The organism is Phyllobacterium sp. 1468, from assembly GCF_031455525.1.
In the GTDB taxonomy this organism is placed as follows: domain Bacteria; phylum Pseudomonadota; class Alphaproteobacteria; order Rhizobiales; family Rhizobiaceae; genus Phyllobacterium.
Genome location: NZ_JAVDSX010000012.1, coordinates 1 through 24,756 on the forward strand (window position 1 = coordinate 1; position 24,756 = coordinate 24,756).

Genomic DNA, 24,756 nt, shown 5'->3' on the forward strand with positions numbered 1-24,756 from the left:
CCAACCGAAGTGTTCAGAGACCAGCTTGTTGAAATCATATCGCCACCACTATAGCCTACCCTCGCCCGCCGTTGCATTTGAAGTAGAACCCACAAAAATGAATGTGCTCCATTTTGGAGCGCGTCACCAAGTGGTGGCCTCGTCTCCTCGCCGCACTGTTCGGCGGAGAAACTCGAACGACACCGTTCGAGTTTCCGGTAGCGCAAGCTCAGGCTTGCTTTATGCCGCAACCTCCACCTTCGTCTTGAAGCTACTGAGCACCGCAGCAACCGCAATGTTGGCGATAAGAGCCAAGAGCCCGATATAGACCGTGAACGGCGCGCCCCCGAGGCTGATCGCGTGCAGCGGCTTTAGGCCGTCGATCCAGACAAGGTACGTGCCACCGAAGAAGCCCACGAACCAGCCAGCGAGCAGTCCAGGTGCCCGGAACCAATTCGAATAGAGGCCAAAAACCAGCGCCGGAAGGGTCTGGAGTATCCATATTCCGCCAAGAAGCTGGAGATCGAGGGCGAACTGTGTCGGAAGGAAAGCGATGACCATCAACGCGCCGATCTTGACGATCAGCGATGTTACCTTGGCGACCTTCGCCTCACCTTCGTGTGTGACTGCCGGATTGACGTAGGCTTTCCAGAAGTTCCGGGTAAATAGATTGGAAGCGCCAATGCTCATCACCGCTGCCGGAACGAGAGCACCGATCGCGATTGCGGCGAAAGCGAATCCCGCAAACCAGCTTGGGAACAATGTCTGGAACAGTGCCGGCACAACCTGGTTTGGGCTTGATACGTTCAGATGTGCTGCGTGCCCCATATAGCCAAGCAGAGCAAGTAGTCCGAGCAGTAATGTGTATGCTGGCAAGAGCGCAGCATTCTTGCGGATCGTGTTGCTGCTGTTCGATGCGAAGATGCCTGTCAGAGTATGCGGATACATGAACGCCGCAAGCGCCGAGCCGAGCGCCAAGGTTGCGTACGCCACATATTGGCTTCCATCCAGAAGCAGACTTCCCGAACCTTTGGCCTTGAAGGCCGCATCCGCCGAAGCGAATACATTGGCATAGCCTCCAAGCTTGGACGGTATCAGCGCAACCGCGGCGAACACCGCAATATAGATCATGATGTCCTTGACGAAAGCGATCAGCGCAGGCGCGCGCAGTCCTGCCGAATAGGTGTAAAGAGCAAGAATGATGAAGGCGACGGCCAAAGGCAGTTCACCCGTCAGACCCAGCGCCTGCAGAACCGCCGCCATGCCGACAAGTTGCAAGGCGATATAAGGCATCGTGGCTATGACACCGGTAAGTGCGACGGCCAGTTCCAGGGCGCGAGATCCGTATTGCCCGTAAACCACATCACCGGCAGTGACATAACCGTTGGCCTTGGCACGCTTCCAGAGGATGGGCATCACCATGAACACGAATGGATAGACGATGATTGTGTAGGGTAACGCAAAAAAGCCGTAGGCACCGACTGCGTAGACAAGCGCCGGAACTGCGATAACGGTGTATGCCGTGTAGAAGTCACCGCCGACGAGGAACCAGGTAATCCAGGTGCCGAAGTTGCGGCCCCCTAGCCCCCATTCGTCCAGGTGCCCCATGTTTTTCGGAGCGCGCCATCGCGACGCAACAAAACCGAGGACTGTGACGAGGGCGAAGAAGAAAATGAATACGGATAGCGCGACAGGATCAACATTAGTCGTCATAGTGCGTGCTCCGATACGCAATCCAGGTCAAAAATGCGGTGATCGGCACCCAGGCAAGCTGATACCAATAGAAAAACGGAAATCCGAAAAGTTCCGGGTCGTGGAAGTTGTAAAATGGCACCCAAAGCAAACCGATGTACGGAATAATCAGAAGCCAGAGCACAGGTCGTGAGCGTTTTTCCATCGTCATTTCCTCTCCAAGTCCAGGTCAAGGTGTTACCGCAACGGTGGCAGTCATCCCTGCCACCAATTGAGTGTTTTCTGGTACGTCGTTGAGCGCTATCCTCACCGGAATACGCTGAGCAAGACGAACCCATGTGAAAGTTGGATTGATGTTGGCAAGAAGACCGGAACCTGCCGTTCGTTCGCGATCTTCGATCCCTGCCGCGATGCTGTCGACATGGCCTTCGATGGTGCCAGCCCGTCCCATCAGTTTGATCCTCACCGGATCTCCAATGTGAATGCGCGAGAGCTTCGTTTCTTCGAAGTAACCCTCCACGCGGAGTGAATCCGTGTCGACGAGCGCCATTTCGGCACTTCCCGTCGTCACATAATTGCCCGGGCGAAGGGAAAGATTGGTGATGGTGCCGTTGACGGGCGCCCTCACCTGCGACCTTTCCCTGTTGAGACGGGCAAGATCGAGATTAGCTGACGCCTGAAGAAAGCTCGCCTGTGCTTGTGCTTCAGCGGCCTGGGCCTCTTCCTTCTGCTGCTGCGATATCACCCCGCCGAGTTGTTCGCGACGCTTGCGGTCGCGCGTCGCCTGCTCCAACGTCGCCTTGGCCCCTGCAACTGCAGCTTCGGCCTGCTCCTCGGCAATCTGGAAACGCTTCTCGTCTACCTTGAACAGCACGTCGCCTTTCTTGACGACATCATTGTCTTTAACGAGAACTTCGCTCACCAGGCCTGATACGTCCGGTGCAACCGCAACAATATCGGCACGGACACGTGCGTCACGCGTCCAAGGGTCATTCATATAATGGTTCCAAAGCTCGCGGCCGACGAACAGGGCGCAAACAACCAAGGACAGGGTCACAAGCACGCGCCCTGCAGTTTTCAAATTTCGATTCATGACAATACCCATTGGGTCAGGAAAGTGATGGCGCCAAGCGTGACGACGTAAAGTGCAACGTCGAACAACCCCCGATGCCAGACGATTGCATAAAGGCCGATCCATGAAAGCGCCCGGCGCAGCACCACGCTGAACAGAAGCGTAACAAGCATCAGCCCGAGCAGTCCGGGTACGTAAACGCCATAAATATCAAGCTCACCCAACATTCTGTTTTACTCCGCGGCCATCAGCATTTCTGATGCGGATGGTCTCACATCGACGCCTGGAGGTGCGGACGGCGCAGCCGCATAAGGAAATAGCGCGCGTCGCAGGCCGACGAGCGCGTCCAAAACCTTGCGTCCACGAACATTCTCTCGAAAGCTGGAGGACACCAGAAGGCTGTCCAGTTGCTCCTGCAACTTTGCGCTTGGCCTCACTGCCTCACGTCGTGCCACGCGCTGCCGGAACAACTCGGCGATCCCTGAAAGGACTGCATTCACTCGGGATTGTTCCTCCACGGTCAAATGTTTACGCTCCCGCTGGATTGCGAGGATGTTGAAGCCCATGCGCACTTCTGCAAAGCCATCGATATCCGATAAGTATCGATCGTCCAGGGATGCCAGCCTCGGTATGAGTTGTCCCATCCGGTCCAGCATCCGTCCCGCGAGCTTTTCGTAATCGCTTCGCTTCAATCCGGCAGCCGTTTCAGCGAGATCAGACCAGCCGGCACGCACAAGGCGACGGGCTGCAATCTCGGCACCAAACGGCCTTGCAAGTTGCGTCCAGACCAGAGCGAAACCGATGCCGGCCATTGCAGCAATTCCTTCATTGGCAAATGTGGTGAAATCAGCGCTGAGGCGGTTCTGCATGGCCACGAAGGAGGCCGTGTTCACCGTGAGGAGCATTGCGAGCATATTGAAATGCGGTCGCGGGATCAGCGTCCCGATGAATAGGAATGCTGGTGCAAAGACCAGCACCAGCATTTCATAGCCGCTGATCGCCGGAAGTATCGCAAACAGATAGACGAAAGATGCCACGAGACTGACACCGCACCATATGAACATCGCTGATATGAAAGGTGCCGGCCTGTCCATGGCAGCAAAGAATGAACAGGCAACAGCCGTCATCATCACGAAGCTTGCTCCACTCTGCCATCCGATCTGTACCCAGATCAGGCCAGCAACGAGAGTTGCGACAACGACTGAGCCCGACGAAAAGAACATCATGGCATAGTCGTGGTAGCGATTGCGGCCAACGACCTGGCGGTGGCGGAAGACTGGGCGCCACCGTCCGGAATATTGGCCCTTGGCAATTTGCTCACGAAGGGTCAGGCAGTCGTGCCATAAGTTGACAATCTCCAATAATCGGGCAAGCGCACTCGAAAATATCAGCTTTTCCCACTCCGCAGACTCATCGGCCGATTCCAGCCGTTTGATCTGTGCCGCAAAATGATCCGGACTTTTCTCTGACGCTGATGTTCGGGACTTCAACCAACTGGCGACCTCGCAAAGAAGCGCGCCGAGTTCCGGATTCAATTGCCGGCCATCGGCCTTAAGTGCATGGAGCCGGTCCGCCAACGACGAAAGCAGAGGCAGCAGCATCATGAGGCGTCCACGCAGCTCTTTCGCATGCCGGGCAACGTCGCGGGTGCCTGCATCATAGGTCAGTTGGCTAATAACGAGATCAAGTCCGGCTATATCCGATGCCAACTTCTGACGTGGTGCTGGCGTGGCTGGAATAGCACCCTCCCCGCGCAATATCTCGTCCGCCCAGTCGGCGGCATCATCGAGCCATGCCGAAATTCTGGCGCCGAGAAGCGTACCGACGCTGCTGGGAAATACGAGCAAGCCCACGACAGTCGCGCAGGTGATGCCGATGATGATCTCTTCGGTCCGCGCAAGCGCTGTATCGAAGATCAACTCCGGCGTCATTACTGTCGGAAGCGCAATGAGCGGTAGCGAATAGCCTGCCAGCATGAAAACATAACTGCGTGGCGTACGGTCGAGCATGGAAATGTATAGTAGACAACCCGTCCACAGGGCGACGGCGAGCAACAACAGTTCCGGAGCATTAACGAAAAGCGGCACAAAAAACACGGCGGCGCTCGCTCCGATAATCGTACCAAGTGCGCGATAAAGCCCTTTGGAACTCGTCGCGCCTGCAAGCGGATTTGCGACCACGTACACGGCAGCCATGGCCCAATATGGTCGCGGCAGATCGAACCACAGCGCGATATAGAGGGCCATCATCGATGCGAGAAAAGCTTTGGCCGAAAAAACCCACTCCCGCCAAGATGGAAAAGTCACGGCGTCAGCTCCGCCTCGCTAGCCGGAGGCCCTATAGTGGTTGAATTGCCGGCGCGATCAAATGCATCAAGTACGCGCAACGCGGCTTCAAGATCTTCCTTGCTGACATCAGCAAGGATCTGCGCGCGCAAACCGACAAGGATATCCTCAAGTTCTGCCGTGAATTTCTCACCCTTTTCGGTAAGCCAAAGCGTCTTGGCGCGGCGATCGCTGCTATCTTCCTTCCGGATAACAAGTTCCGCCGCTTCAAGCTGATCGAGCAGACGGACCAATGACGGCCCCTCAATTCCAATATAGGATGCAAGGGTAATCTGCCGCACGCCACCGCCTAGCCTTCCAATCCAGATCAGTGGCGCCGCCGTGGCCTCAGAGATGTCCGAAGCCATCAGCGCCTGATCTGTAATACGCCGCCATTGCCGCCCCGTCTGAAGCAGGGTCGCCGTAAAGGCTCTGCGAAGATTATCGATTTCGTTCATATAGAAATAATTAGCATACGAATAATTCGATATCAATCTTTATTTTGCCGGAGCTTACCAGAATTGTGCGGTTCGTTTGAACTTGTCCCACCTGTTGTTCATGCGGCTGGCGCTGATCGTTTCCCGATGCGCTTGCCAGCCGATCACCGCGCCAATGGCACGATGCAGGTCGGGACTTTCCGCACGTTCCACGATATTCGACAGAAGGGCCCGCGAAGTTCTGATGTCATTGGCCTCGCCGAGAACATCCTGCAGTCGAGACAGCTGCTTGAGATATTTTCCGGTCGATCCCCGATTTGCATAAAGTGGCAAGAAGAACTCCGTGGCGTAGCGCAGTTTCTTCAAGGTCAGTCGCAGCTTGTGCCGCGCCTCGGGCCGAAGATGGCGAAAATGCCGCCCGCGCTTGAGAGCCTTTCGCTCGATACGGGTAAGGACGCTGGACGCAAATTTCGTCAGTGGCTCGGCCAGCCTCCGCAGATCCTCGCTGGCTACCTCGTTTCGCCAGCTTTTCCGCTGAATAACAAGTCCCAGTGACAAAAGAAAACGGTTGGTTTGCGAGGCGGCAATATTATCGCGTACCATGCCATAGCCCTGATCCCGGAAAGGCGCGCTTGCGTTGCGCAAACTGGAGAATTCGATTCCCGGCAGATTGCCCTTCTCGATATCGGAGAGCGTCGAGTTGATAAAAACGTCCCAGTTGCGTGCTTCGCCCAGCGTTCGTGCAAATCGCCTCGCCTCGGTGTCGAGCGCCTGCAGCGATGGCGTTTCCAACTCGCGCCGTAAGAAATACAAGGCCGTACGCAGACGTCGCAATGCCACACGCAGTTGGTGGACGCCTTCGGGTGCGCCGCCGTTTTCTGCCGGTGACAGGTTTGCCAATATCTGTTGTTGGCAGCTCACCAGGATTTTGGCGATACCTTCATCCACGGTGTCCTGATCATTCAGACCAGACGCCGACGCCTTCACGGCCACTGGATCAATACCAAGCGCAAGTGCATAGCCACGCGCTGACTTGCTCTGGGTTTCAAGGCACAGCGGCAAAATATCCATCAAGCCGAGGCCGAGTTGGTAGAGCGCAGCTGCCCTGCCCTGTTTTAGTTCAAGTTCGATCTCGCATAGTGGTTCCTGTCGCGAACCGGCCTCTATCACGCCATCGTCGAACGCAACCTCGATCTGCCCCTCAGATACATCGACTGTAACCCGATGCCGGCGAACCTTGGTTACAAAGATCGGCACGAGTTGATCGACAGCGATTTTATCGAAAATCCCATCGATTTCCGACACTGGCAACGCTCCGGGATCAGGGGCCAGGGTCTGGACTGGCGCTTCCCATTCCTGGCGTGTCAGTGGATCATCGACGGACGCTCGCTTGATGGTTTGCACCAGGTACTTGCCGCTGCGCCGAACCCGCAAGGAAATGCCGGCGCCAAACAACTTGTGGTCAGCCGTATCGTAATACGTCGTTTCCAACCGGCGGATGGTACCTTTGTTTCGGGAATCTTGCAGAATGACAGGGGAAGTCCGAATCCGGTCGAGAGAACCTGAAGAGGCACGCAGTTTCAGTTCGACTTCGAGCGGAGGCGGTGGAGGAACAACATCGACATCCTTGATGCTCGCTCGCTTCGCCTTGCAACGATCCACCGCCACTATCCTTGTAAAAACGTCTTTGTTATTTCTTTCCCAACTCAATCCTATATTATCCCGTAGGACCCAAATTGGTAGATGCGTCCAGTCTTTCCTGTTTTGGCCGACAGTTCGCTATCTCAACGGGTACGGTAGGACTGTGATGCGCAGGCTAATGCTTCTTCGCCATGCCAAGTCGGACAGGCCCGACAACGTTGACGACCATGCGCGCCCGCTTGCGGAACGCGGCCGTCGGGCGTGCCCGCTGATGGGCGCTTACATGGTAGAGCAAGGTCTTCTACCCGACCTTGCCATGATATCAACCGCCCGGCGCACCATGGAAACATGGGAACTCATGCGGGACATTTTCCCGAAGCATATTGTGCAGATCGACGAGGCGCGCCTCTACGATGCTTCCGCCAAGGCGATCCTTGACGTCATCCACGAAATACCACCCGATGTTAAGGCATTGCTGGTCGTCGGACATAATCCCGGACTCCATGAACTGGCTCTCAAATTGATCAGAACGGGCAGCCGGCAGAATTTGTCCCGTTTGCAACAAAAATACCCGACAGCGGCGCTAGTCGTGATCGATTTCCGTGTCAGCAAGTGGAATGTCATAGCCGAAAGCACCGGCCAGCTCGAACGGTTCGTGACGCCGCAGTCGATCAGCCGCGGTTAAACCGGTTTGATGTAGTATGCGTCATCGCTACGGGCGGCGTGTATCCGTTAAGCTACGAGAACGGGAGGATGTCAGCCATACGCAAGGTGCTACTCATTACCCTGCTCTTCGCAGCTCCCGCGTTCGCTCACGACGCGCCGCTTGGCTGGGCCTATGGTGCTGAATGTTGCAGCATGACCGACTGTTGGCAGGAGAAGGGCGGCGCCATACTGGAAACGCCGACGGGCTACCGCGTTATCGTTACCGGGGAACTGATCGCCTACGGTGACAGCCGGATCAAACCGTCAAGGGATCAGTTTTTTCATCGCTGTACTGTCGGCGCCGACCCCAAGGGAAGGCGATCGATCTGCCTCTATGTTCCGCCGAGATCATTGTAGAGCCTATCATTGGTGTGCACGTTGTGGACAAGCATTTAACGGGGGCGCTTCGTCATGTTCGTCGCTACTGACTTGGCCTATTCTGCGCGCATGAAACCATCACGCGATATAACCCGCCTGCTCGAGATTATGGCTGCCTTGCGGACGCCGGTAACGGGCTGCCCCTGGGATCTGGAGCAGGATTTCAAATCCATCGCGCCCTACACGCTTGAGGAAGCGTTTGAAGTCATCGACGCCATCGAGCGCAACGACATCGACGATCTGCGCGAGGAACTTGGCGATCTGCTGCTGCAAGTTGTTTTCCACGCTCGCATGGCCGAAGAGCTCAAAGCGTTCGATTTCGGTGATGTGGTTCAGGCCATCACCCACAAGATGATCCGCCGCCATCCACACGTTTTCGGCGAAGAAGCTGCACGCGGCGCCGGCATGGCCAAAGGCATGTGGGACAAGATCAAGGCCGAGGAAAAAGCCGAGCGCCGTGAACGCCGCGCGGCGCTCAATCCAGGTCTGGCCGAGGCGGATGGCTTTCTCGACGATATTCCCCATGGTTTTCCCGCGCTGATGCGGGCTTTGAAACTGCAGCAGAAGGCCGCGAAAGTCGGCTTCGACTGGTCTGAAGCTGCGCCTATCCTCAACAAGATCGAGGAGGAAATTAGCGAATTGAAGGAGGCGATCGCCAGCGGCGATCGACAGGATACGGAAGAAGAATATGGCGACCTGCTCTTTGCCATGGTCAATCTCGGCCGTCACCTGAGACTGGAGCCCGAAAGCGCGCTGCGCGGAACGAATGAGAAGTTCCGCAAACGCTTCCATTACATCGAACGCAAACTGGCCGAACAGCAACAATCTCTGGATGCGGCGACGTTGGAGGAGATGGAAGCGCTGTGGCAGGAAGCCAAGACGGCGAAATAATGCGTATCTACCTGTTATTCCCGCTCAGCATCTTCTCGTCGAGCATTGCTTGCGAATTAACCGTCATATCCATCGTCAGGGCGATTGAGCCGTCGTCCAGATCCTTGCGCTTCACATTGCTGGAGTGCTGATAAATCCAGTCCATGAGCCGCATCTGGTTGTGTTGTAGAGTAACCTTGACCTTGGTGAGCTTGCCGGCGATCCGGTCCTCGATTTCCTTGAGCAGCGCGCCCACGCCCTCACCCGTGATCGCCGAGACCGGGATCGGATGCTCATTGCCAGTGGCCGCGGCGCTCAAACGCTGCGCCGCCTCGCGGCCGGCATCATCCAGGAGATCGATCTTGTTCCAGACTTCGATGATACGCTTCGTATCGCCGCGCTCGATGCCGAGGCTTTCCATGATGGCGTGCACATCCTCCGCCTGTGCTGCGGTATCCGGATCGGAAATATCGCGCACATGCAGGATAAGATCCGCCTCGACCACTTCTTCCAATGTCGCACGGAAGGCCGCGACCAGATGGGTCGGCAGGTTGGAAATGAAACCAACAGTATCCGAGAGAATGATCGTTTCGCCATGTTCGAGCTTGATGCGCCGCAGTGTCGGGTCAAGCGTCGCGAAGAGCATGTCTTCGGCAACGACGCCTGCCCCGGTCAGCCGGTTGAACAGCGTGGATTTGCCGGCGTTGGTATAACCGACAAGTGCCACGACCGGATGCGGCACCTTCTTGCGCTTGGCGCGATGCAGCGTGCGCGTGCGAACGACCGTCTCAAGCTCCCGCTTGATGCGCAGGATCTTTTCCTGCAGGGCCCGCCTGTCGGCCTCGATCTGCGTTTCACCGGGACCACCAAGGAAACCGCCACCGCCGCGCTGACGCTCCAAGTGTGTCCAGCTGCGAACCAGGCGGCCCTTTTGATACGTCAGATGCGCCAGTTCGACCTGCAGCGCGCCCTCCTTTGTTTGCGCACGGCGGCCGAAGATTTCGAGGATGAGCCCGGTCCGGTCAAGGACCTTGGCATTCCATTCTTTTTCGAGATTGCGCTGCTGTACCGGAGTCAAGGAATGGTCGACTATAACCAGTTCCGCGTGGGAAGCCTCAACGATCTCGCCAATTGCGTCTACCTTGCCGGTCCCGAGCAATGTGGCCGGGCGCGGCGTAGAAACCTGCACGATATCGGCATGGACGATGTCGAGGTCGATGGCGCGCGCGAGCCCCTCGGCTTCTTCGAGCCTCGCCTCATCGCTGCGCTGGAACTCATGCTGGAACTGGGACCGATTGGTCTCGCCATTGCCACTATTACTGAAGCGTTGTGGCAAAATTGGCACGATGACAACCGCACGCGTAGCTTCCCTGGCGGTTTCGCCGTTATCAGCAATCCCACCCGTTTTCTGTGCGTTGCGCGTAAAGTCCTTGGTCAAATGTGGTCTCAGTCGCTCTCTTCAACTTCGAACATCTGCACGGGCTGGCTCGGCATGATGGTCGATATAGCATGTTTGTAGACGAGCTGTGAATGGCCGTCGCGGCGCAAAAGAACGCAGAAGTTGTCGAAAGATGTAACAATTCCAGTCAGTTTTACACCATTAATGAGGAATATTGTCAGAGAAATCTTCTGTTTTCTGACTGAATTCAGAAAAAGGTCCTGAAGATTCTGCGATCGTTCAGCCATTGTTTTTGTCCTTTTATGCGATCAGCAAACGTGTCTCATACAAAATTCTGCGGCGGAAGCAAACTTTCTTTGCTCCAGCAGGAGGTGAAAAATAGCGCTCTGTTAGTCCCCTCACTCTCCGGTTAACAGGATGGCGTTTTTTCCGCAATGTCAAAAAACGCTTCCCGCAAGGAAAGTGTAGTTGTTCCAGGATGGCCATTTGCTACCGATTCGCCGTCAATCGCAACGATTGGCATGACAACTGTTGACGCAGCGGTCATGAAAACTTCCTTGGCTTTCTTTGCTTCATCGACCGAAAAGCCCCTCTCTTCGATCTTCAGCCCCAACTTTTTTGCCACATCGAAAATGGTAGTGCGAGTGATACCGCGCAAAATGCCGCTCTCGGCAGGGCGCGTGACCAGAACGCCATCCTTGGTCACGATCCAGGCATTGGTCGCGGCACCCTCCTTCACGATACCATTCCCATCGATGAACCACGCTTCCTGAGCGCCTTGGTCCTTCGCCCGCTGGCGAGCCAGCACGTTTGGCAACAAACCAATGGACTTGATGTCGACACGCTCCCAGCGATTTTCTGGCGTGGTTATCACCTTGATGCCGTTGGCTGCCCGAGCAGCCGAGGCGGCAGGGCTGGTACGTTTCGCGGTGACGACAATGGCAGGTGGCGTATCTGGTGACGGAAACACGTGATCGCGTCTGGCAACGCCGCGTGTGACCTGCAAATAGACAAGACCGTCGTGAACCCGGTTCCGCCGGACGACTTCCTTGATAATGACTTGGAGTGCCTTGCGAGCCATTGGCCACGAAATTTTCAATTCAGAAAGCGAACGATTCAACCTGTCGAGATGGCGGGTCATGTCCATGATATTGCCGCGCGCTATCTCGCAGACTTCATAGACGCCATCAGCGAACTGATAGCCGCGGTCCTCGATGTGGATACCAGCTTCGGAATGCTGGACATATTGACCGTTTACATAGGCAATGCGCGACATCGCGGCTCCTTTTAAGTCGTAAACTCATAAATCTGGTAGAAATGGCGCCTGAAACGGCAAGAAGATGCGAGGAGAAGCGTGAAGGGCGGGGTCTTCCCGGCCGAACGGTTCGACACTGCAGCTTGCAGCCGGATCAGTGTCCGCAGGATATGGTCCATCTTCCCGGCAATAGCGTCGCAAGGGACTTGAAAATGGATAAACATTTCCATCGCCCTTGCTCCTTGTATCCGAAAAGATGGCCTCATACCATTTCCATCAGATTTATGAGTTCACGACCTAGTGGAATGTACCGAATACGATGCGCATGGGCGTCTCTAACGCAATGCGTTTGCCGGTGTCCTCAAGCGCTCCCGTATGAATATCGCGTTTGAAAATGGCGATACCGCCGCCTTTCTGATTGGCGACCAGCATGAACTTGCCGGACGGATCAATAGCGAAATTGCGCGGACCAATGCCTTGCGATGGTGTCCAGTCGATCAATGCGAGTTCACCCGAAGCTGCGATAGAATAGCTGACAATGCTGTTGTGGCCTCGGTTGGATCCATAAACGAACCGTCCGTCGGGGCTTACGGCGATTTCCGCGCAGGTATTGGTTCCAGTGAAGCCCTCCGGCAGTGCCGGCAATGTCTGTCTTACGGTGAGCGCCGCGTTTTCCGGATTGTAATCCAAAACTGAAACCGTGCTATCCAACTCATTGATGACATAGGCAACCTTGCCGTTGGGGTGAAAAACCATGTGGCGTGGGCCGGCCCCTTCTGGCATTTGCGTAAAGGGGGTTGTAGCGAGGGACAGGTCTTCGCCTTTCTTCGGCAGCCTATAGGCCATAATCCGGTCGAGCCCGAGATCGCAGACAAAGACGGTGCGATTATCGGGGCTTGCAACGGCACAATGGCCGTGCTGGCGCTTGTCAGTCGGCAGGATAGCGTTCGGGCCCTCATGGATCGCAGCGGCAAAAGCAGGCTCCAACCCGCCGTCTGCCCGTAACGCAAAGGCAGCAATCGCATTGCCCGGCCGCGCGCCCAATTCAGCAACCGTATAGTTCGATGCGAAGATCAGCTGACGGGTCTGATCGAAACCGAGGTGACAGGTCGTGTTACCCAACGTCGTTTGCATGTTGATGAAGGACAGCGCACCGGTCGAGGGATCGATGTCGAAGGCAGCGGCGAGATTCTCGTTCCACGCCGGAACTTCCGCAGCGGCGTAGAGGCGCTGGCGCTTCTCATCAATCGCCAGATACCCTGGATTGTCGATCGCCAGATATTCGCTCGCAAGCGTCATATCTCCGGTCTCCCCATCGAATTGAAAGACGCTGATTCCCTTCCCCTTACCGGGCAAGGCATTGCGATTCAGGTTACCGACAAAAGCAAAGGTTTTTGGCATTGTTGATCTCATGCGTTCGGTGCGGAGAGGTGGAGAATCTCTCCGTCGCTGGGAATAAGCAGCTTATGCTTAGCGATGTCGCGGGCGTTCGCATAGGCCTGCAGATCGTCGCGGGAAACGGTCGCGTGATCCAACGCTTCCATATGCGTCGCAATGATCCTTGTATCTGTGGGAGCAATACGGCAGATCTCGACAGTCTGTTCGGCGTCCATGACAATCAGGACATCGTCCCATTTGGCTCCACAGGAATGGGTGATGACAATGTCCGGAGCAAATGTTGCGATTGTTTCGCGCACGGGCGGATAGAGGATCGTATCGCCCGCCCAATAGATCGACGGTTCGCCGTCTGCCTCGATCGTGAGGCCGATGACGCTTCCCATCTTTTCGAGCACAGGACCTGAGCCGTGATTGCCGTCGCGGCGCGTCAAACGGATACCTTTATAAGTTAATCTCTCCATCAGCGGCGTAACATCGGTGAAGCCGAATGACCGGATCTTTTCCTCGTCACCAGGTTGGCAAATGAGAGGCAAATGTCTGGGAACCAGCTCTTGTGCGACCTTGTCAAAATGATCCGCATGCAGATGCGAAACAATGACGCGTTCCACTCCGGCAAGGATTTCATCCGTCGACACCGGCAGTTCAACCATTGGATTGGGTGAGCGGCCGGTGAAAGATGGACGGCTGTGTTTCGATCCGAAATCCGGATCGATCAGAATAGTCGCGCCGGCGTAGTCAAGTTTCAGCGTTGCATTGCGCAGGAGTTGCAATTTCATGGGGCTGCCTCTCTTGGGGATCAGACTCCGAGGGACTTCAACTTGCGGTGCAGTGCTGACCGTTCCATACCAACGAATTCAGCTGTGCGTGAGATGTTTCCACCAAAACGATTGATCTGGGCAATCAGATATTCCTTCTCGAACCGCTCGCGTGCTTCGCGCAGTGGCAGGGCCATGATGTGCTGGTCCGATTCCGTAGGTGGTTTGGGCAGCGTATCACCGATCTCGGCGGGCAGCAGATCCGCGGTAATCACCGATTCAGGATCGTCGCCCCGGGCAAGAATGATCAGGCGCTCGATATTGTTGCGCAGCTGACGAATGTTGCCCGGCCATGAATGCGACTGCAGCACTGCCATCGCATCGGGGCCAATCTTCCGCGGCTTGATACCCGCTTGATCGGCGATCTGCCCCATAAAGAACTCTACAAGCGCAGGGATATCATCACGCCGGTCAGCCAATGGCGGGACGATGACCGGAACGACTGCGAGGCGATGAAACAGATCTTCGCGGAAACGTCCCTCGGCGATCATTGCTTCGAGATTCTGTGCAGTCGAGGAAATAATACGAACATCGACCTTGATCCGCTTGGTACCCCCTACCCGCTCGAACTGTTGATCCACCAAAACGCGCAGAATCTTGTTTTGGGTCTCGCGCGGCATGTCGGCTATCTCATTCAGGTAGAGAATGCCGCCATGCGCTTCTTCGAGGGCGCCGACCTTGCGCTCACCACCATCGGATTCGGTGCCAAAGAGTTCGACTTCCATTCGTTCCGGTGTGATCGTTGCCGCGTTCAGATTGACGAACGGTCCTTTGGAACGTGTCGAGAGGGCGTGAATGGCACGCGCGGTCAGTTCCTTGCCTGCACCGGAAGGGCCTGTGATCATGATGCGGCTGTTGGTTGGCGCAACCCGTTCAATGGTCTGGCGAAGATGGTTCATGGATAGCGAACTGCCAAGAAGTTCGAAGCTCTCGCTTGAGCGCTTGCGCAGATCGGAAACCTCGCGGCGCAGTTTCGATGTTTCCAAGGCGCGCTCGGCAATCAGGATCAGACGGTCAGCCTTGAAAGGCTTCTCGATAAAATCATAAGCACCGCGGCGAATGGCCGAAACGGCCGTTTCGATATTGCCGTGGCCAGAAATCATAACAACCGGAATCTCCGGATGCCGCAGCTTGATCTCGTCCAGGAGCGCCAAGCCATCCAGGCGGCTGCCCTGCATCCAGATGTCGAGGAAAATCAGCCGGGGTATGCGGTCGTCTATCGAAGCGAGCGCACTGTCGGCGTCCGATGCAACACGGGCCTCATAGCCTTCGTCGCTGAGAATGCCAGCCACAAGTTCACGGATGTCGACCTCATCGTCGACCACAAGAATGTCAGATGCCATGTTAATTCACCTGTTTTGCCGATTTATCGGTCTCTGCTTCGACCGGCGTAACGGTCTGTGTGGTTGGAAAAGTCATGCGGATCATGGCGCCCCGGCCCCCATAAAAATCTTCCGGCGCGTCATGCAATTCGAGGTGTCCGGCGTGGTCCTCGACAATCTTCTTGACGATAGCAAGACCAAGTCCAGTACCCTTCTCGCGGGTCGTCATGTATGGCTCCAGCAGCCGCTGACGATGTTCGCGCGGCAGCCCTTTGCCATTGTCAAGTATATCCACGACGATCGCCGCACCATCCTGTCTGGATCTGACAAGAATATGTCCGTTCGCATGAGTCTCTTTCACAATGGATTCAACGGATTCGGCGGCGTTCTTGATAACATTTCCGAAAGCCTGTCCCATCAAACGACTGTCAAATTGGCCGATGAGTGGGGTAGTGCCAAAGTCGCGCTCGAAACGGATATCGCTGCGGCTGACCTCCACGAGGAAGGATGCCTCGCGCAGAGCCTCGCGCAAATCCATCGTTTTGATCTCCGGCTTCGGCATACGCGCGAAGGAAGAAAATTCATCGACCATGCGGCCTATGTCACCGACCTGCCGAATGATCGTATCGGTACATTGGTCAAAAACTTCCCGATCTTCAGTAATCACCTTGCTATAGCGGCGGCGCAACCGTTCGGCAGAAAGTTGGATCGGCGTCAGTGGATTCTTGATCTCGTGAGCGATGCGCCTTGCCACGTCAGCCCATGCCGACGAACGCTGCGCCTCGACCAAATCGGTGATATCGTCCACGGTCACGACGTAGGAATGATCAATCGATTCAGCATCTTCTACGGTAATCTGGACGTTGAAGGTTCGCGCGCTGCCGCGACGCGACATGGTCACCTGCTCGCGATAAACGGAGCGGCCCGTCGCATGCGCGACTTCGAAAACCAGTCCTATCTCCGGAACGAGCGCAGTCAGGTTCTTGCCAATCGCGGTTGCCGGGTCGAGCGAGAGCATCGTTTCAGCAGACCGGTTGATAATGCCTATGACGCCATCACCATTCACACTGATGACGCCAGCAGTCACACCTGAAAGCACCGCTTCGGAGAACCGTCGCCGCTCATCGATCTGATCTTTGGCGGCAACGAGATCGCTCCGCTGAGTGCCCAACTGCCGAACCATTGTATTGAACGTCTGCGACAGAGAGCCGATATCCCCGTCATTGCGATGTACGGGAACAGAGACATCGAGATTACCGGTTGCCACGTCATCGGCTGCACCAATCAACAGCCGAATGGGCCGCACGAGCCTGTCCGCAACCGCTATGCCCGTCCAGATCGCCGATAGGAGCAGCGTCAGGGTCAGGCCGAAATAGAGCAGTGCAAAAAGGATCTGCGTCGTTACCCCGTCGCCGGCGGATGCTTGCTCGTCAGCGGTTCGTTTCTCCATCAATCGGCTCGAACTGAGGATATCCGCATCGACGGGCCTGACGGTATAGAGAAACAGACCCGGTATTTCTCGCATCATGATGACCGCACTGAGAAGATTGGTTTGTTCTGGCGGAATAAGCACGGGTTTGCCGTCCGATGCAGTCTCCAATACCGACCTTGCTACTGCAGGTATGGCGATGTCGGTCTTGATGTCGGCGCGTACAGCTGTCTCACCATTGGGCCTGACAAGTGATGCAGCAAGAAGCCCCCGCCCTAGCGCCTGTTGGGTGAGCAAACGGGTAAAGCCGCTGCGATCGAGATTATAGAGCGTACGCTGGCCGTCGAGGTCATTGACCATTTCCAGCGTTGTGCCCTGCAAATTCCGCGCACTTTCCTGAATATAGGAATTGGCGAGACTGATCGACGAATTGACGATGGTCGTACTGCGCATCTCGAACCAGCGGTCAAGTCCGAGATCGAGTGTAATGGACGCGACAATAGCGACGATCATTGCTGGCACGGCGGCGACGAGCGAAAACAACACGATTAAACGCACATGCAGGCGAGACGCGGCTTTCCCGCGTGTTCTGGCGCGAGCAATACGGTAGGCTTCGCGTCCAATAAGCATCAGGAGCGCCGCAATGAGAGCCGCATTGATACTTGTTAGCAACAATGTAGTCTGGCTGTCAGGGTGGATCGGCGTCATTCCGGTCAAGATTAGAAAAGTGACGCCCGTGGTGAGAAGCGCGAGAACAACCGTGGCAATTCCGGCTCTTGAATAAAACTTTTGTATGCCGCCGCCTGTTGCGCCAGCTGCCGAACTTCCAGGTAGGTTGACCGAATTCGATAAGAGCATTGCTGTCGTGATTCCCAACACGTGGCACTCATGCAACACATTGTGGCGGAAATGCAACGTTTTGTCTCGGTTCAACACGGAATATTCAACACTCACCCACAATTGCGGATCTGTGTCGGGGCCAACCTCGCGTCAATTTGTTGTTACAGGTTCATATCGGCGTTTCAAAATTGACAAAACGGCTTACGACTGTGGAGACATCGTCCAGCTGGGGCAACGGGCTCCGACGTTCGTGCTTAGACCAAATATGGAGAACTGAGATGGAATATGTACGTTTCGGAAACACCGGCCTGCAAGTCTCGCGTATATGTCTCGGGTGCATGAGTTACGGAGAGCCTGATCGCGGCAACCATGCTTGGACGCTTTCAGAAGAAAAAAGCCGGCCATTCATCAAACAAGCGCTGGAACTTGGTATCAATTTTTTCGATACGGCGAATGTTTATTCAGACGGCTCCAGCGAAGAGATCGTTGGCCGTGCGCTGAACGATTTCAGTACGCGCGAGGAAGTTGTCATCGCCACAAAAGTGAACAGCCGTATGCGCCAGGGACCGAATGGCGCCGGCCTTTCACGCAAAGCCATCTTCGCGGAAATCGATGCGAGCTTGCGCCGGCTGGGCACCGACTATGTCGACCTCTACCAAATCCATCGCTTTGACTACGAAACCCGTATCGAAGAAACATTGGAAGCTCTTCATGAAGTCGTGAAATCCGGCAAGGCGAGGTATATCGGGGCATCATCTATGTATGCCTGGCAGTTTGCTCAAATGCTTGCGACCTCTCGTCAGAAGGGATGGACCCGCTTCGTTTCCATGCAAGACTACCTGAACCTGCTCTACCGGGAGGAGGAGCGGGAAATGTTACCGCTGTGCAAGGCCGAGGGCATTGCCGTCATTCCATGGAGCCCCCTCGCCCGCGGCCGGCTCACGCGTGACTGGGACGAAACGAGCGCCCGTTCCGAAACCGATGAATTCGGCAAAACGCTTTATGCCGGCACTGAAGATGCTGACAAGAAAGTTGTAAGTGCAGTCGCAAAAATAGCAGAGCAACGGAAACTGCCACGTGCACAAGTAGCACTTGCCTGGGTTCTGACCAAAGTTACCTCGCCTATAGTTGGCGCCACGAAAGCATCACATCTAGATGATGCTGTTGCATCTCTTCAAATAAAATTATCAGACGATGAAATTTCTGCGCTGGAAGCACCTTATATTCCGCATCGCGTCACGGGTTTTGTTTGATGGGAAATAGTTTTGAACACTTTGGCGATAATTCCAGCTGCGGGCGCGTTTATAAAACATGCGGCTGAAATAATTTGCCTTAGGTGAAAGGCCGATAAAAATAATAACAGTTAAAATTACACTCTTCGTAAAGAGCTTTCCTTATGGTCCTGTCGATATATGGAGTAAAGACACACTCGGCGGACGGCAATGACGACCTACGATTTATGGATGACGAAATTCGGCGACTTGCCACCTCTAAAACAGGTCGCGATCATGGTCGGCATGGCGATTGCCGCCTCGGATTTGCTCACGGCTCTCTTCTTTCTGGTCGTAAGACTGGATCGTCTCGATGCGGCGCTCATCGTCACGACACTTATCGTTATTATCGTGAGCGTCCCGCTCGGCGCTTTTCTCGTCGGGCTTAACTATCGTCTGAAGCAAACCGCCCTAAGGCTCGACCTTGCTCTGCGCAAAGATGATCTCACGGGCCTGTCGAACCGCAACGAATTCTACATGCAGGCGCAGAAACAGATTGCTTTGTGCGAACGGGACAACAGTGCCGGTGCAGTGCTCTATATCGATGCCGACTATTTCAAGACGATCAATGATCGGTACGGCCACGCCGTTGGAGACGGAGTGCTCCAGGAAATTGGAATGCTTATCCGGTCCACCATCGGCGAGTGGGATTTCGCCGCGCGGTTCGGTGGTGAGGAGTTCGCCATTTTTCTGACTGGTGCGGACCTTGGAAAGGCCGATTGGATCTCGCATCGGATTCTAACCGGTGTTCGGGATATCTCAAAATATCTGCGGATAAACGATCTCGAGGTCACGGTAAGCGTCGGGATAGCCATCCACCGGCCCGGACAGGATCTGGAGGAGGCGTTGGTTGCTGCTGACAAGTGCCTCTATGCAGCGAAGAACCAGGGGCGAAACCGTATAGTTCATGCCGATGATAGTCCCGCCACAATTTTTGAACCCAAGCTTCGCAAGATTTAGCGGTCAGGTGCCTTGAAAAAGAGAGGCTGCTACGTATTTGCGCTTGGCGCTAACTTAATTCGTCTCGATATTGATTCCGCAAGTTCTGAATGCTTCAAAGGAGGCCGCCCATGTCACTATCGATGCACAAGATTTCTGTTCCGGCATTTGTCCGCGGTTTCTCCGTTCTTTCATCACTGATCGACAAGGCCGAGGCATTCGTCGAAGAGAAGAAAATTGCTCCGGTCGTTCTCGTCAACGCACGTCTGGCCCCCGATATGCTGCCGTTCTCGGGCCAAATCCAGCGGGCCAGTGACACATCGAAGGGCGTAATTGCCCGCCTGACGTCAGTCGAAGTTCCGAAATTCCCCGATGAGGAAGCGGATTTTGCGGAGCTGCGCGAACGCATCGCCAAGACCGTCGCCTTTTTAGAAAGCGTCGATCCTTCAGCGCTTGATGGTGCTGCGGACAAGGAAGTTACCCTGAAGTTCGGCAAGTTGGGGGTAACGTTGAGCGGCGAAGACTATATTCTGAAATTCGTCCTGCCGAATTTCTATTTTCATGTGACGACAGCTCAAAACATTTTGCGTCACAACGGCGTGCCTGTCGGGAAACTTGACTACATCGGTCCATTGGGTTGAACGTCAAGCCAGAATGATTGCGGCCGGCATTGCCGGCCACATTCATTCGTATCTGTACAGGTCAAGCGACCAGATGTTCGATTTGGTCAGCGGAAAGCTCACGCTTTCTGCCAATTTCGTCCCAGCGCTTCAGCATGGTGCGATATTTTTCGAGCTGCAATTCCGGCCGGTTGTCAGGGCTGTTCGAGACTTCCTGCGGGAACTTCAGGATGTTGCTGAGGAAGTTGGCATAGGCGAAACGCTCGTCAGGTTGGCCGGAGCCAAAGCCAACAAACTCCATCTTACCCGGCATGTTGCTGACCGCCCCTCCACTCGAAGCCCTGATTGCGCGAAACAATGCAAGGATATCGTCCATTTCCTGGGCTTCTTCCTTGCTCAGCGTCGTCTTTGAAATTCCGAGATCTTCATAAAGACTCTCGAAACCCTTCTCCACGACTTCCTGATGCCGCGTGTAAAGGCTCGATTTTTGAGGATCAAGTTTCTTCAAGATTTCGTATTGATTGAACAACATCAATCGCTCTGCAAAACTGAACACCATGCACCTCCGTATGATCCAATGGCAATTCGGCGCTAACCGATTGCGTTTAATTCACGAGATTTCTGGTGATTACTCTGCACATACTCACGTTAAAAAGGCTATGTTGCAGTAATTACAATTTTATCTTCTATCGAAATTGTTAGAACTGGTAAATCATTTGCTAATACTTAATAATTTCTTAAAGGCAAATGCCGCCCATTCAGCGTTCACTCTTGGGGCTCTTGTAGATGTTGACACCCAGTTCGCGGATTTTCTTGCGCAATGTATTGCGATTGAGTCCCAGCAATTCGGCAGCCTTGATCTGGTTCCCATGGGTTGCCGTCAGGCAAGAAAGGATAAGTGGATACTCCATCTCCTCCAGAACGCGCTGATAAAGACCGACGGGTGGCAGTTCGTCCCCATAGGAAAGGAAGTAGCGCTGCATATTCATTTCGACCGCCTGGCGAATAGTTATATCTTGGTCCGCCATTGAATTCGACGATGGCTCGGTTGGTCGCAGGTCGGCCTTGAGTTCCGCCTCGATGACGTCCGCATTGATCTCTTCTTGCGGGTAAAGGGCGGCAAGACGGCGGACGAGGTTTTCCAATTCGCGCACGTTACCCGCCCAAGGGTAGCGCCGCATAAGATCTAGGCCATCAGCCATGATACGTTTTTCAGGCAGACCGTCTTTCGCTGCCATCTTGAAGAAATGCCGTACGAGATCCGGTATATCTTCGCCGCGTTCGCGCAAAGGCGGCAGGCGCAATGGCACGACATTGAGACGATAGTAGAGATCTTCGCGGAATAGGCCCTGATTGATCAGGGTACGCAAGTCCTTGTTGGTGGCAGCAACAATCCGGACGTCGGTCTTGATCGGTGTACGCCCGCCGACCGTCATGTATTCACCCTGCTGCAACACGCGCAAAAGCCGCGTTTGCGCTTCCATCGGCATATCGCCGATTTCGTCGAGGAACAGCGTGCCGCCGTCTGCCTGCTCAAAACGTCCGCTCGACCGGTTCTGCGCGCCCGTGAAAGCTCCGCGCTCATGGCCGAACAATTCCGACTCGATCAGGTCACGCGGAATCGCTGCCATATTGATAGCGACAAACGGACCTTTGCGCCGGCGGCCATATTCATGCAGAGCCTTCGCCACGAGCTCCTTGCCAGTACCTGACTCACCGGAAATCATCACCGTCAGGTCGGTCTGCATCATGCGGGCCAACACCCGATAGATATCCTGCATCGCAGGCGAGCGGCCGACCAGCGGCATTGTATCGGGCTGCTCATCGGCAGCCCACTTCTCCGGCTTTTTCTTCGGTTCCGAAAGCGCGCGGCCAACGATGCTGACCAGTTCCGTCAGATCGAACGGTTTGGGCAAATATTCGTAGGCTCCCGCCTCAGAGGCGCGAATGGCAGTCATGAAGGTGTTTTGCGCACTCATGACGATGACAGGCAGATCAGGCCGCGATTTTTTTATGCGTGGCAGAAGATCGAAAGCGTTTTCGTCGGGCATCACGACATCGGTGATGACGAGATCGCCATCGCCCGCCGATATCCAGCGCCACAAGGTAGCTGCATTCGACGTTATGCGGACGTCATAGCCTGCACGGGAGAGCGCCTGATTGAGGACCGTTCTGATTGCTGCGTCGTCATCTGCGACGAGAATACTGCCCAAACTCATAATCAGGATCCTGCTTTCTTCGTATATGGACTATCGTCTGCATGGTCGTCATCGAGCGGACCGCTCTGCCATGCGGGCATGAGAATTCTGAACGTCGTCTTGCGCGGCACGGAATCGCATTCGATAACACCGCCATGGTCCCCGACGATCTTGGCGACCAGAGCGAGGCCGAGCCCGGAACCATTCGGCTTTGTCGTTATGAAGGGGTCGAACAGATGCGGCATGATATCGGGCGTCACACCCGCCCCCGTGTCCGAAACGCAAAATTCGAGCGGCAGCGACACTCGGGTGCGCATACCTGGGACCGACAGGCGAATACCGGGACGGAACGCGGTTGTGAGCGTGATTTCACCTGGCTCGTTGGCGCCAATGGATTCAGCTGCATTTTTTACGAGATTGAGGAACACCTGAACCAGCTGATCGCGATTTGCGAACACGTAAGGCAACGACGGATCGTAGTCTTCGTGAAACTTGATATGGCTGGCAAAACCATTCTTGGCGATGGCTTTGACGTGATCCAGCACCACGTGAATGTTCACCGCTTCGCGTTCTATCGGGCGTTCGTCGGAAAAAACTTCCATGCGATCGACGAGTGAAACGATCCGGTCGGTCTCATCGGTAATCAAGCGCGTCAGCGCCCGGTCATCGTCGGAAAGGCCGGTTTCAAGCAATTGCGCGGCTCCCCTGATCCCGGAGAGCGGGTTCTTGATCTCATGGGCAAGCATGGATGCAAGGCCGGTAACGGAACGAGCCGCACCGCGATGCGTCATCTGGCGATCGAGTTTCTCCGCCATCGAGCGTTCCTTGAAAAGAATGACGATCGAACCCGGCGATTCACTCACGGGAGTGACGTAGAGATCGACGATCCGGTCTTGGCCGAGCCTTGGTGACGAGACGTCAACACGATATTCGTTGACCGGTGACGGGCTCTCGCGGACCTGCTTGACCAGCGCCAGCAACGGGCTTCCGAACGGCAGCAACATATCGAGCGTGTTGCGGCTCAAAATGTTGGCGCTTGAGCGGAAGAACGCTTCAGCGTCGGCGTTAGCATAGGAAATATAACCTGCATCATCGAGCATGATCACCGGGTGCCGGATCGAATTCAGGACGACGCCCGCCAACCGGTCTCCCAGCATAGATTTGTCCGATGCCGTCATCAGGCCACCTTCTTCATTTCTTCTGTATTCGTCAGCGCGCCGTGGAGACGCCGCGCAACCTGTTGCGGATTGGTTTCGGTCATGATCGAACTGCGGGTCACAGCGCCGACGTCCCCGACATGCATGTCGAGATACCAGCCAAGATGTTTGCGCGCGTGGCGAATGCCGGTGGCTTCGCCATAATGTGAGAGCATCGCTTCGTAATGCGCGACTGCATAATCGGCGATCATGTGGCTGGCATCTGGTCCGCTTCCATGAACGATCCTCCCTGGCAGCCAGGGTTGACCGTAGGACCCGCGCCCTACCATGACCGCATCCGCTCCGGAGGCCTCTAGGATCGCCTTTGCATCGGCGCGGTTCTGGACGTCTCCATTGGCGACAAGCGGGATCGAGATCGCATCCTTGACCGCATGGATAGCGTGCCAATCGGCTCTGCCTTCGTAGAACTGGCAGCGCGTGCGGCCGTGCACGGTGATCATCTGGACACCGGCCTGCTCTGCACGCGCGGCTAGCTCCGGCGCATTGATACTGGCGTCATCCCAGCCGAGCCGCATTTTCAGCGTAACCGGAACCCGCACAGCGCCGATCGTTGCTTCAATCAGTGTCAAAGCGTGATCGAGATCGCGCATGAGTGCCGAGCCCGACAAGCCACCTGTTACCTTTTTGGCGGGGCAGCCCATATTGATATCGACGATATGAGCGCCCTCGCCTTCGGCGATCCTCGCGGCTTCAGCCATCCATCGGGTTTCACGGCCTGCGATCTGCACAACGTGCGTGCCCAATCCATCACCTCTGAGGCGCAACAGGTTGCCGCGTTCGCGCGTGCAAAGCTCTGCACTCGCAACCATTTCCGATACGACCATGCCGGCTCCCGCCTGCCACGCCAACTGGCGGAACGGCAGGTCAGAAACGCCAGACATGGGCGCCAGAAACACGCGGTTTCGCAAATGTACCCCGCCGACGTCCAGTGGTTGATCCAATTCGATCACGCGAT

24 protein-coding genes are annotated in these 24,756 nt (G+C 55.5%); 6 read left to right on the plus strand and 18 right to left on the minus strand.

Annotation, left to right across the window (positions count from 1 at the left end):
* Nucleotides 1–219 precede the first annotated feature (219 nt).
* Genes mctP through J2X72_RS22960 form a run of 7 tightly spaced genes read right to left on the minus strand, consistent with a single transcriptional unit; the run spans nucleotide 220 to nucleotide 7,166 of the window.
* Nucleotides 220–1,692, minus strand: coding sequence for a monocarboxylate uptake permease MctP (mctP, locus tag J2X72_RS22930; protein ID WP_210003723.1), 1,473 nt, complete (start codon nucleotides 1,690–1,692; stop codon nucleotides 220–222).
* Entirely contained in the window at nucleotides 1,682–1,876 is a 195-nt protein-coding gene (locus J2X72_RS22935; RefSeq protein WP_310075729.1) for a DUF3311 domain-containing protein, read from the minus strand. Before J2X72_RS22935 ends, mctP begins: the two co-directional genes overlap by 11 nt.
* Nucleotides 1,877–1,900: 24 nt before the next feature.
* The gene (locus J2X72_RS22940) at nucleotides 1,901–2,764 is read right to left on the minus strand and encodes an HlyD family secretion protein (protein WP_310075731.1); all 864 of its coding nucleotides are present in this window, start codon (nucleotides 2,762–2,764) and stop codon (nucleotides 1,901–1,903) included.
* A complete protein-coding gene (locus J2X72_RS22945; protein ID WP_310075733.1) occupies nucleotides 2,761–2,970 on the minus strand; it encodes a DUF1656 domain-containing protein in 210 nt (69 codons plus the stop codon). The genes J2X72_RS22940 and J2X72_RS22945 overlap by 4 nt, the downstream gene beginning before the upstream one ends.
* A gap of 6 nt (nucleotides 2,971–2,976) precedes the next feature.
* The gene (locus J2X72_RS22950; protein ID WP_310075736.1) at nucleotides 2,977–5,049 is read right to left on the minus strand and encodes an FUSC family protein; all 2,073 of its coding nucleotides are present in this window, start codon (nucleotides 5,047–5,049) and stop codon (nucleotides 2,977–2,979) included.
* Complete coding sequence (locus J2X72_RS22955; RefSeq protein ID WP_310075739.1) at nucleotides 5,046–5,525, minus strand: MarR family transcriptional regulator; 480 nt, start codon at nucleotides 5,523–5,525, stop codon at nucleotides 5,046–5,048. Before J2X72_RS22955 ends, J2X72_RS22950 begins: the two co-directional genes overlap by 4 nt.
* A gap of 54 nt (nucleotides 5,526–5,579) precedes the next feature.
* Nucleotides 5,580–7,166 (minus strand): CHAD domain-containing protein, encoded by a 1,587-nt coding sequence (locus tag J2X72_RS22960; protein WP_310075741.1) that lies wholly within the window; start codon nucleotides 7,164–7,166, stop codon nucleotides 5,580–5,582.
* A gap of 145 nt (nucleotides 7,167–7,311) precedes the next feature.
* Here J2X72_RS22960 and J2X72_RS22965 point away from each other — a divergent pair, with 145 nt between their 5' ends.
* The 3 genes from J2X72_RS22965 (at nucleotide 7,312) to mazG (ending at nucleotide 9,119) form a co-directional block, all read left to right on the plus strand.
* Nucleotides 7,312–7,830 (plus strand): histidine phosphatase family protein, encoded by a 519-nt coding sequence (locus tag J2X72_RS22965; RefSeq protein WP_310075743.1) that lies wholly within the window; start codon nucleotides 7,312–7,314, stop codon nucleotides 7,828–7,830.
* A gap of 68 nt (nucleotides 7,831–7,898) precedes the next feature.
* The gene (locus J2X72_RS22970) at nucleotides 7,899–8,207 is read left to right on the plus strand and encodes a hypothetical protein (RefSeq protein ID WP_310075744.1); all 309 of its coding nucleotides are present in this window, start codon (nucleotides 7,899–7,901) and stop codon (nucleotides 8,205–8,207) included.
* A gap of 90 nt (nucleotides 8,208–8,297) precedes the next feature.
* Nucleotides 8,298–9,119 carry a nucleoside triphosphate pyrophosphohydrolase gene (gene mazG / locus J2X72_RS22975; protein ID WP_310075974.1) on the plus strand — a complete coding sequence of 274 codons (822 nt, stop codon included), beginning with the start codon at nucleotides 8,298–8,300 and terminating at the stop codon, nucleotides 9,117–9,119.
* Between the two features lie 7 nt (nucleotides 9,120–9,126).
* On the opposite strand, the gene hflX is transcribed toward mazG, so the two are convergent.
* From hflX to J2X72_RS23010, 7 genes are all read right to left on the minus strand, one after another.
* Complete coding sequence (gene hflX, locus J2X72_RS22980; protein ID WP_405044768.1) at nucleotides 9,127–10,536, minus strand: GTPase HflX; 1,410 nt, start codon at nucleotides 10,534–10,536, stop codon at nucleotides 9,127–9,129.
* A gap of 8 nt (nucleotides 10,537–10,544) precedes the next feature.
* Entirely contained in the window at nucleotides 10,545–10,784 is a 240-nt protein-coding gene (gene hfq / locus J2X72_RS22985; protein WP_008129219.1) for an RNA chaperone Hfq, read from the minus strand.
* Between the two features lie 122 nt (nucleotides 10,785–10,906).
* Nucleotides 10,907–11,773, minus strand: coding sequence for a D-amino-acid transaminase (locus J2X72_RS22990; protein ID WP_310075750.1), 867 nt, complete (start codon nucleotides 11,771–11,773; stop codon nucleotides 10,907–10,909).
* Between the two features lie 276 nt (nucleotides 11,774–12,049).
* Nucleotides 12,050–13,153 carry a lactonase family protein gene (locus J2X72_RS22995; RefSeq protein WP_310075752.1) on the minus strand — a complete coding sequence of 368 codons (1,104 nt, stop codon included), beginning with the start codon at nucleotides 13,151–13,153 and terminating at the stop codon, nucleotides 12,050–12,052.
* 8 nt (nucleotides 13,154–13,161) lie between these two features.
* On the minus strand, nucleotides 13,162–13,926 hold the full coding sequence (locus J2X72_RS23000) for an MBL fold metallo-hydrolase (RefSeq protein WP_310075754.1): 765 nt from the start codon (nucleotides 13,924–13,926) through the stop codon (nucleotides 13,162–13,164).
* Between the two features lie 20 nt (nucleotides 13,927–13,946).
* Nucleotides 13,947–15,308, minus strand: coding sequence for a sigma-54 dependent transcriptional regulator (locus J2X72_RS23005; protein ID WP_112529193.1), 1,362 nt, complete (start codon nucleotides 15,306–15,308; stop codon nucleotides 13,947–13,949).
* A 1-nt stretch (nucleotide 15,309) separates the two neighbouring features.
* Nucleotides 15,310–17,574 carry a PAS domain-containing sensor histidine kinase gene (locus tag J2X72_RS23010; protein ID WP_310075758.1) on the minus strand — a complete coding sequence of 755 codons (2,265 nt, stop codon included), beginning with the start codon at nucleotides 17,572–17,574 and terminating at the stop codon, nucleotides 15,310–15,312.
* A gap of 260 nt (nucleotides 17,575–17,834) precedes the next feature.
* Here J2X72_RS23010 and J2X72_RS23015 point away from each other — a divergent pair, with 260 nt between their 5' ends.
* From J2X72_RS23015 to J2X72_RS23025, 3 genes are all read left to right on the plus strand, one after another.
* Nucleotides 17,835–18,809: an aldo/keto reductase gene (locus tag J2X72_RS23015; protein WP_310075759.1), complete on the plus strand. Its 975-nt coding sequence runs from the start codon at nucleotides 17,835–17,837 to the stop codon at nucleotides 18,807–18,809.
* Between the two features lie 189 nt (nucleotides 18,810–18,998).
* Nucleotides 18,999–19,787: a GGDEF domain-containing protein gene (locus J2X72_RS23020; RefSeq protein ID WP_310075761.1), complete on the plus strand. Its 789-nt coding sequence runs from the start codon at nucleotides 18,999–19,001 to the stop codon at nucleotides 19,785–19,787.
* 110 nt (nucleotides 19,788–19,897) lie between these two features.
* A complete protein-coding gene (locus tag J2X72_RS23025; protein WP_310075763.1) occupies nucleotides 19,898–20,407 on the plus strand; it encodes a DUF1993 domain-containing protein in 510 nt (169 codons plus the stop codon).
* Nucleotides 20,408–20,468: 61 nt separating this feature from the next.
* On the opposite strand, the gene J2X72_RS23030 is transcribed toward J2X72_RS23025, so the two are convergent.
* The 4 genes from J2X72_RS23030 to dusB all read right to left on the minus strand — a co-directional run bounded on the left by J2X72_RS23030 (nucleotide 20,469) and on the right by dusB (nucleotide 24,751).
* Nucleotides 20,469–20,945 carry a YfbU family protein gene (locus J2X72_RS23030; RefSeq protein ID WP_310075765.1) on the minus strand — a complete coding sequence of 159 codons (477 nt, stop codon included), beginning with the start codon at nucleotides 20,943–20,945 and terminating at the stop codon, nucleotides 20,469–20,471.
* A gap of 199 nt (nucleotides 20,946–21,144) precedes the next feature.
* Nucleotides 21,145–22,605 (minus strand): nitrogen regulation protein NR(I), encoded by a 1,461-nt coding sequence (gene ntrC, locus J2X72_RS23035; protein WP_210003704.1) that lies wholly within the window; start codon nucleotides 22,603–22,605, stop codon nucleotides 21,145–21,147.
* A 2-nt stretch (nucleotides 22,606–22,607) separates the two neighbouring features.
* Nucleotides 22,608–23,762: a nitrogen regulation protein NR(II) gene (locus J2X72_RS23040; protein ID WP_210003703.1), complete on the minus strand. Its 1,155-nt coding sequence runs from the start codon at nucleotides 23,760–23,762 to the stop codon at nucleotides 22,608–22,610.
* Nucleotides 23,762–24,751, minus strand: coding sequence for a tRNA dihydrouridine synthase DusB (gene dusB, locus J2X72_RS23045; protein ID WP_310075769.1), 990 nt, complete (start codon nucleotides 24,749–24,751; stop codon nucleotides 23,762–23,764). The genes J2X72_RS23040 and dusB overlap by 1 nt, the downstream gene beginning before the upstream one ends.
* Nucleotides 24,752–24,756 lie beyond the last annotated feature (5 nt).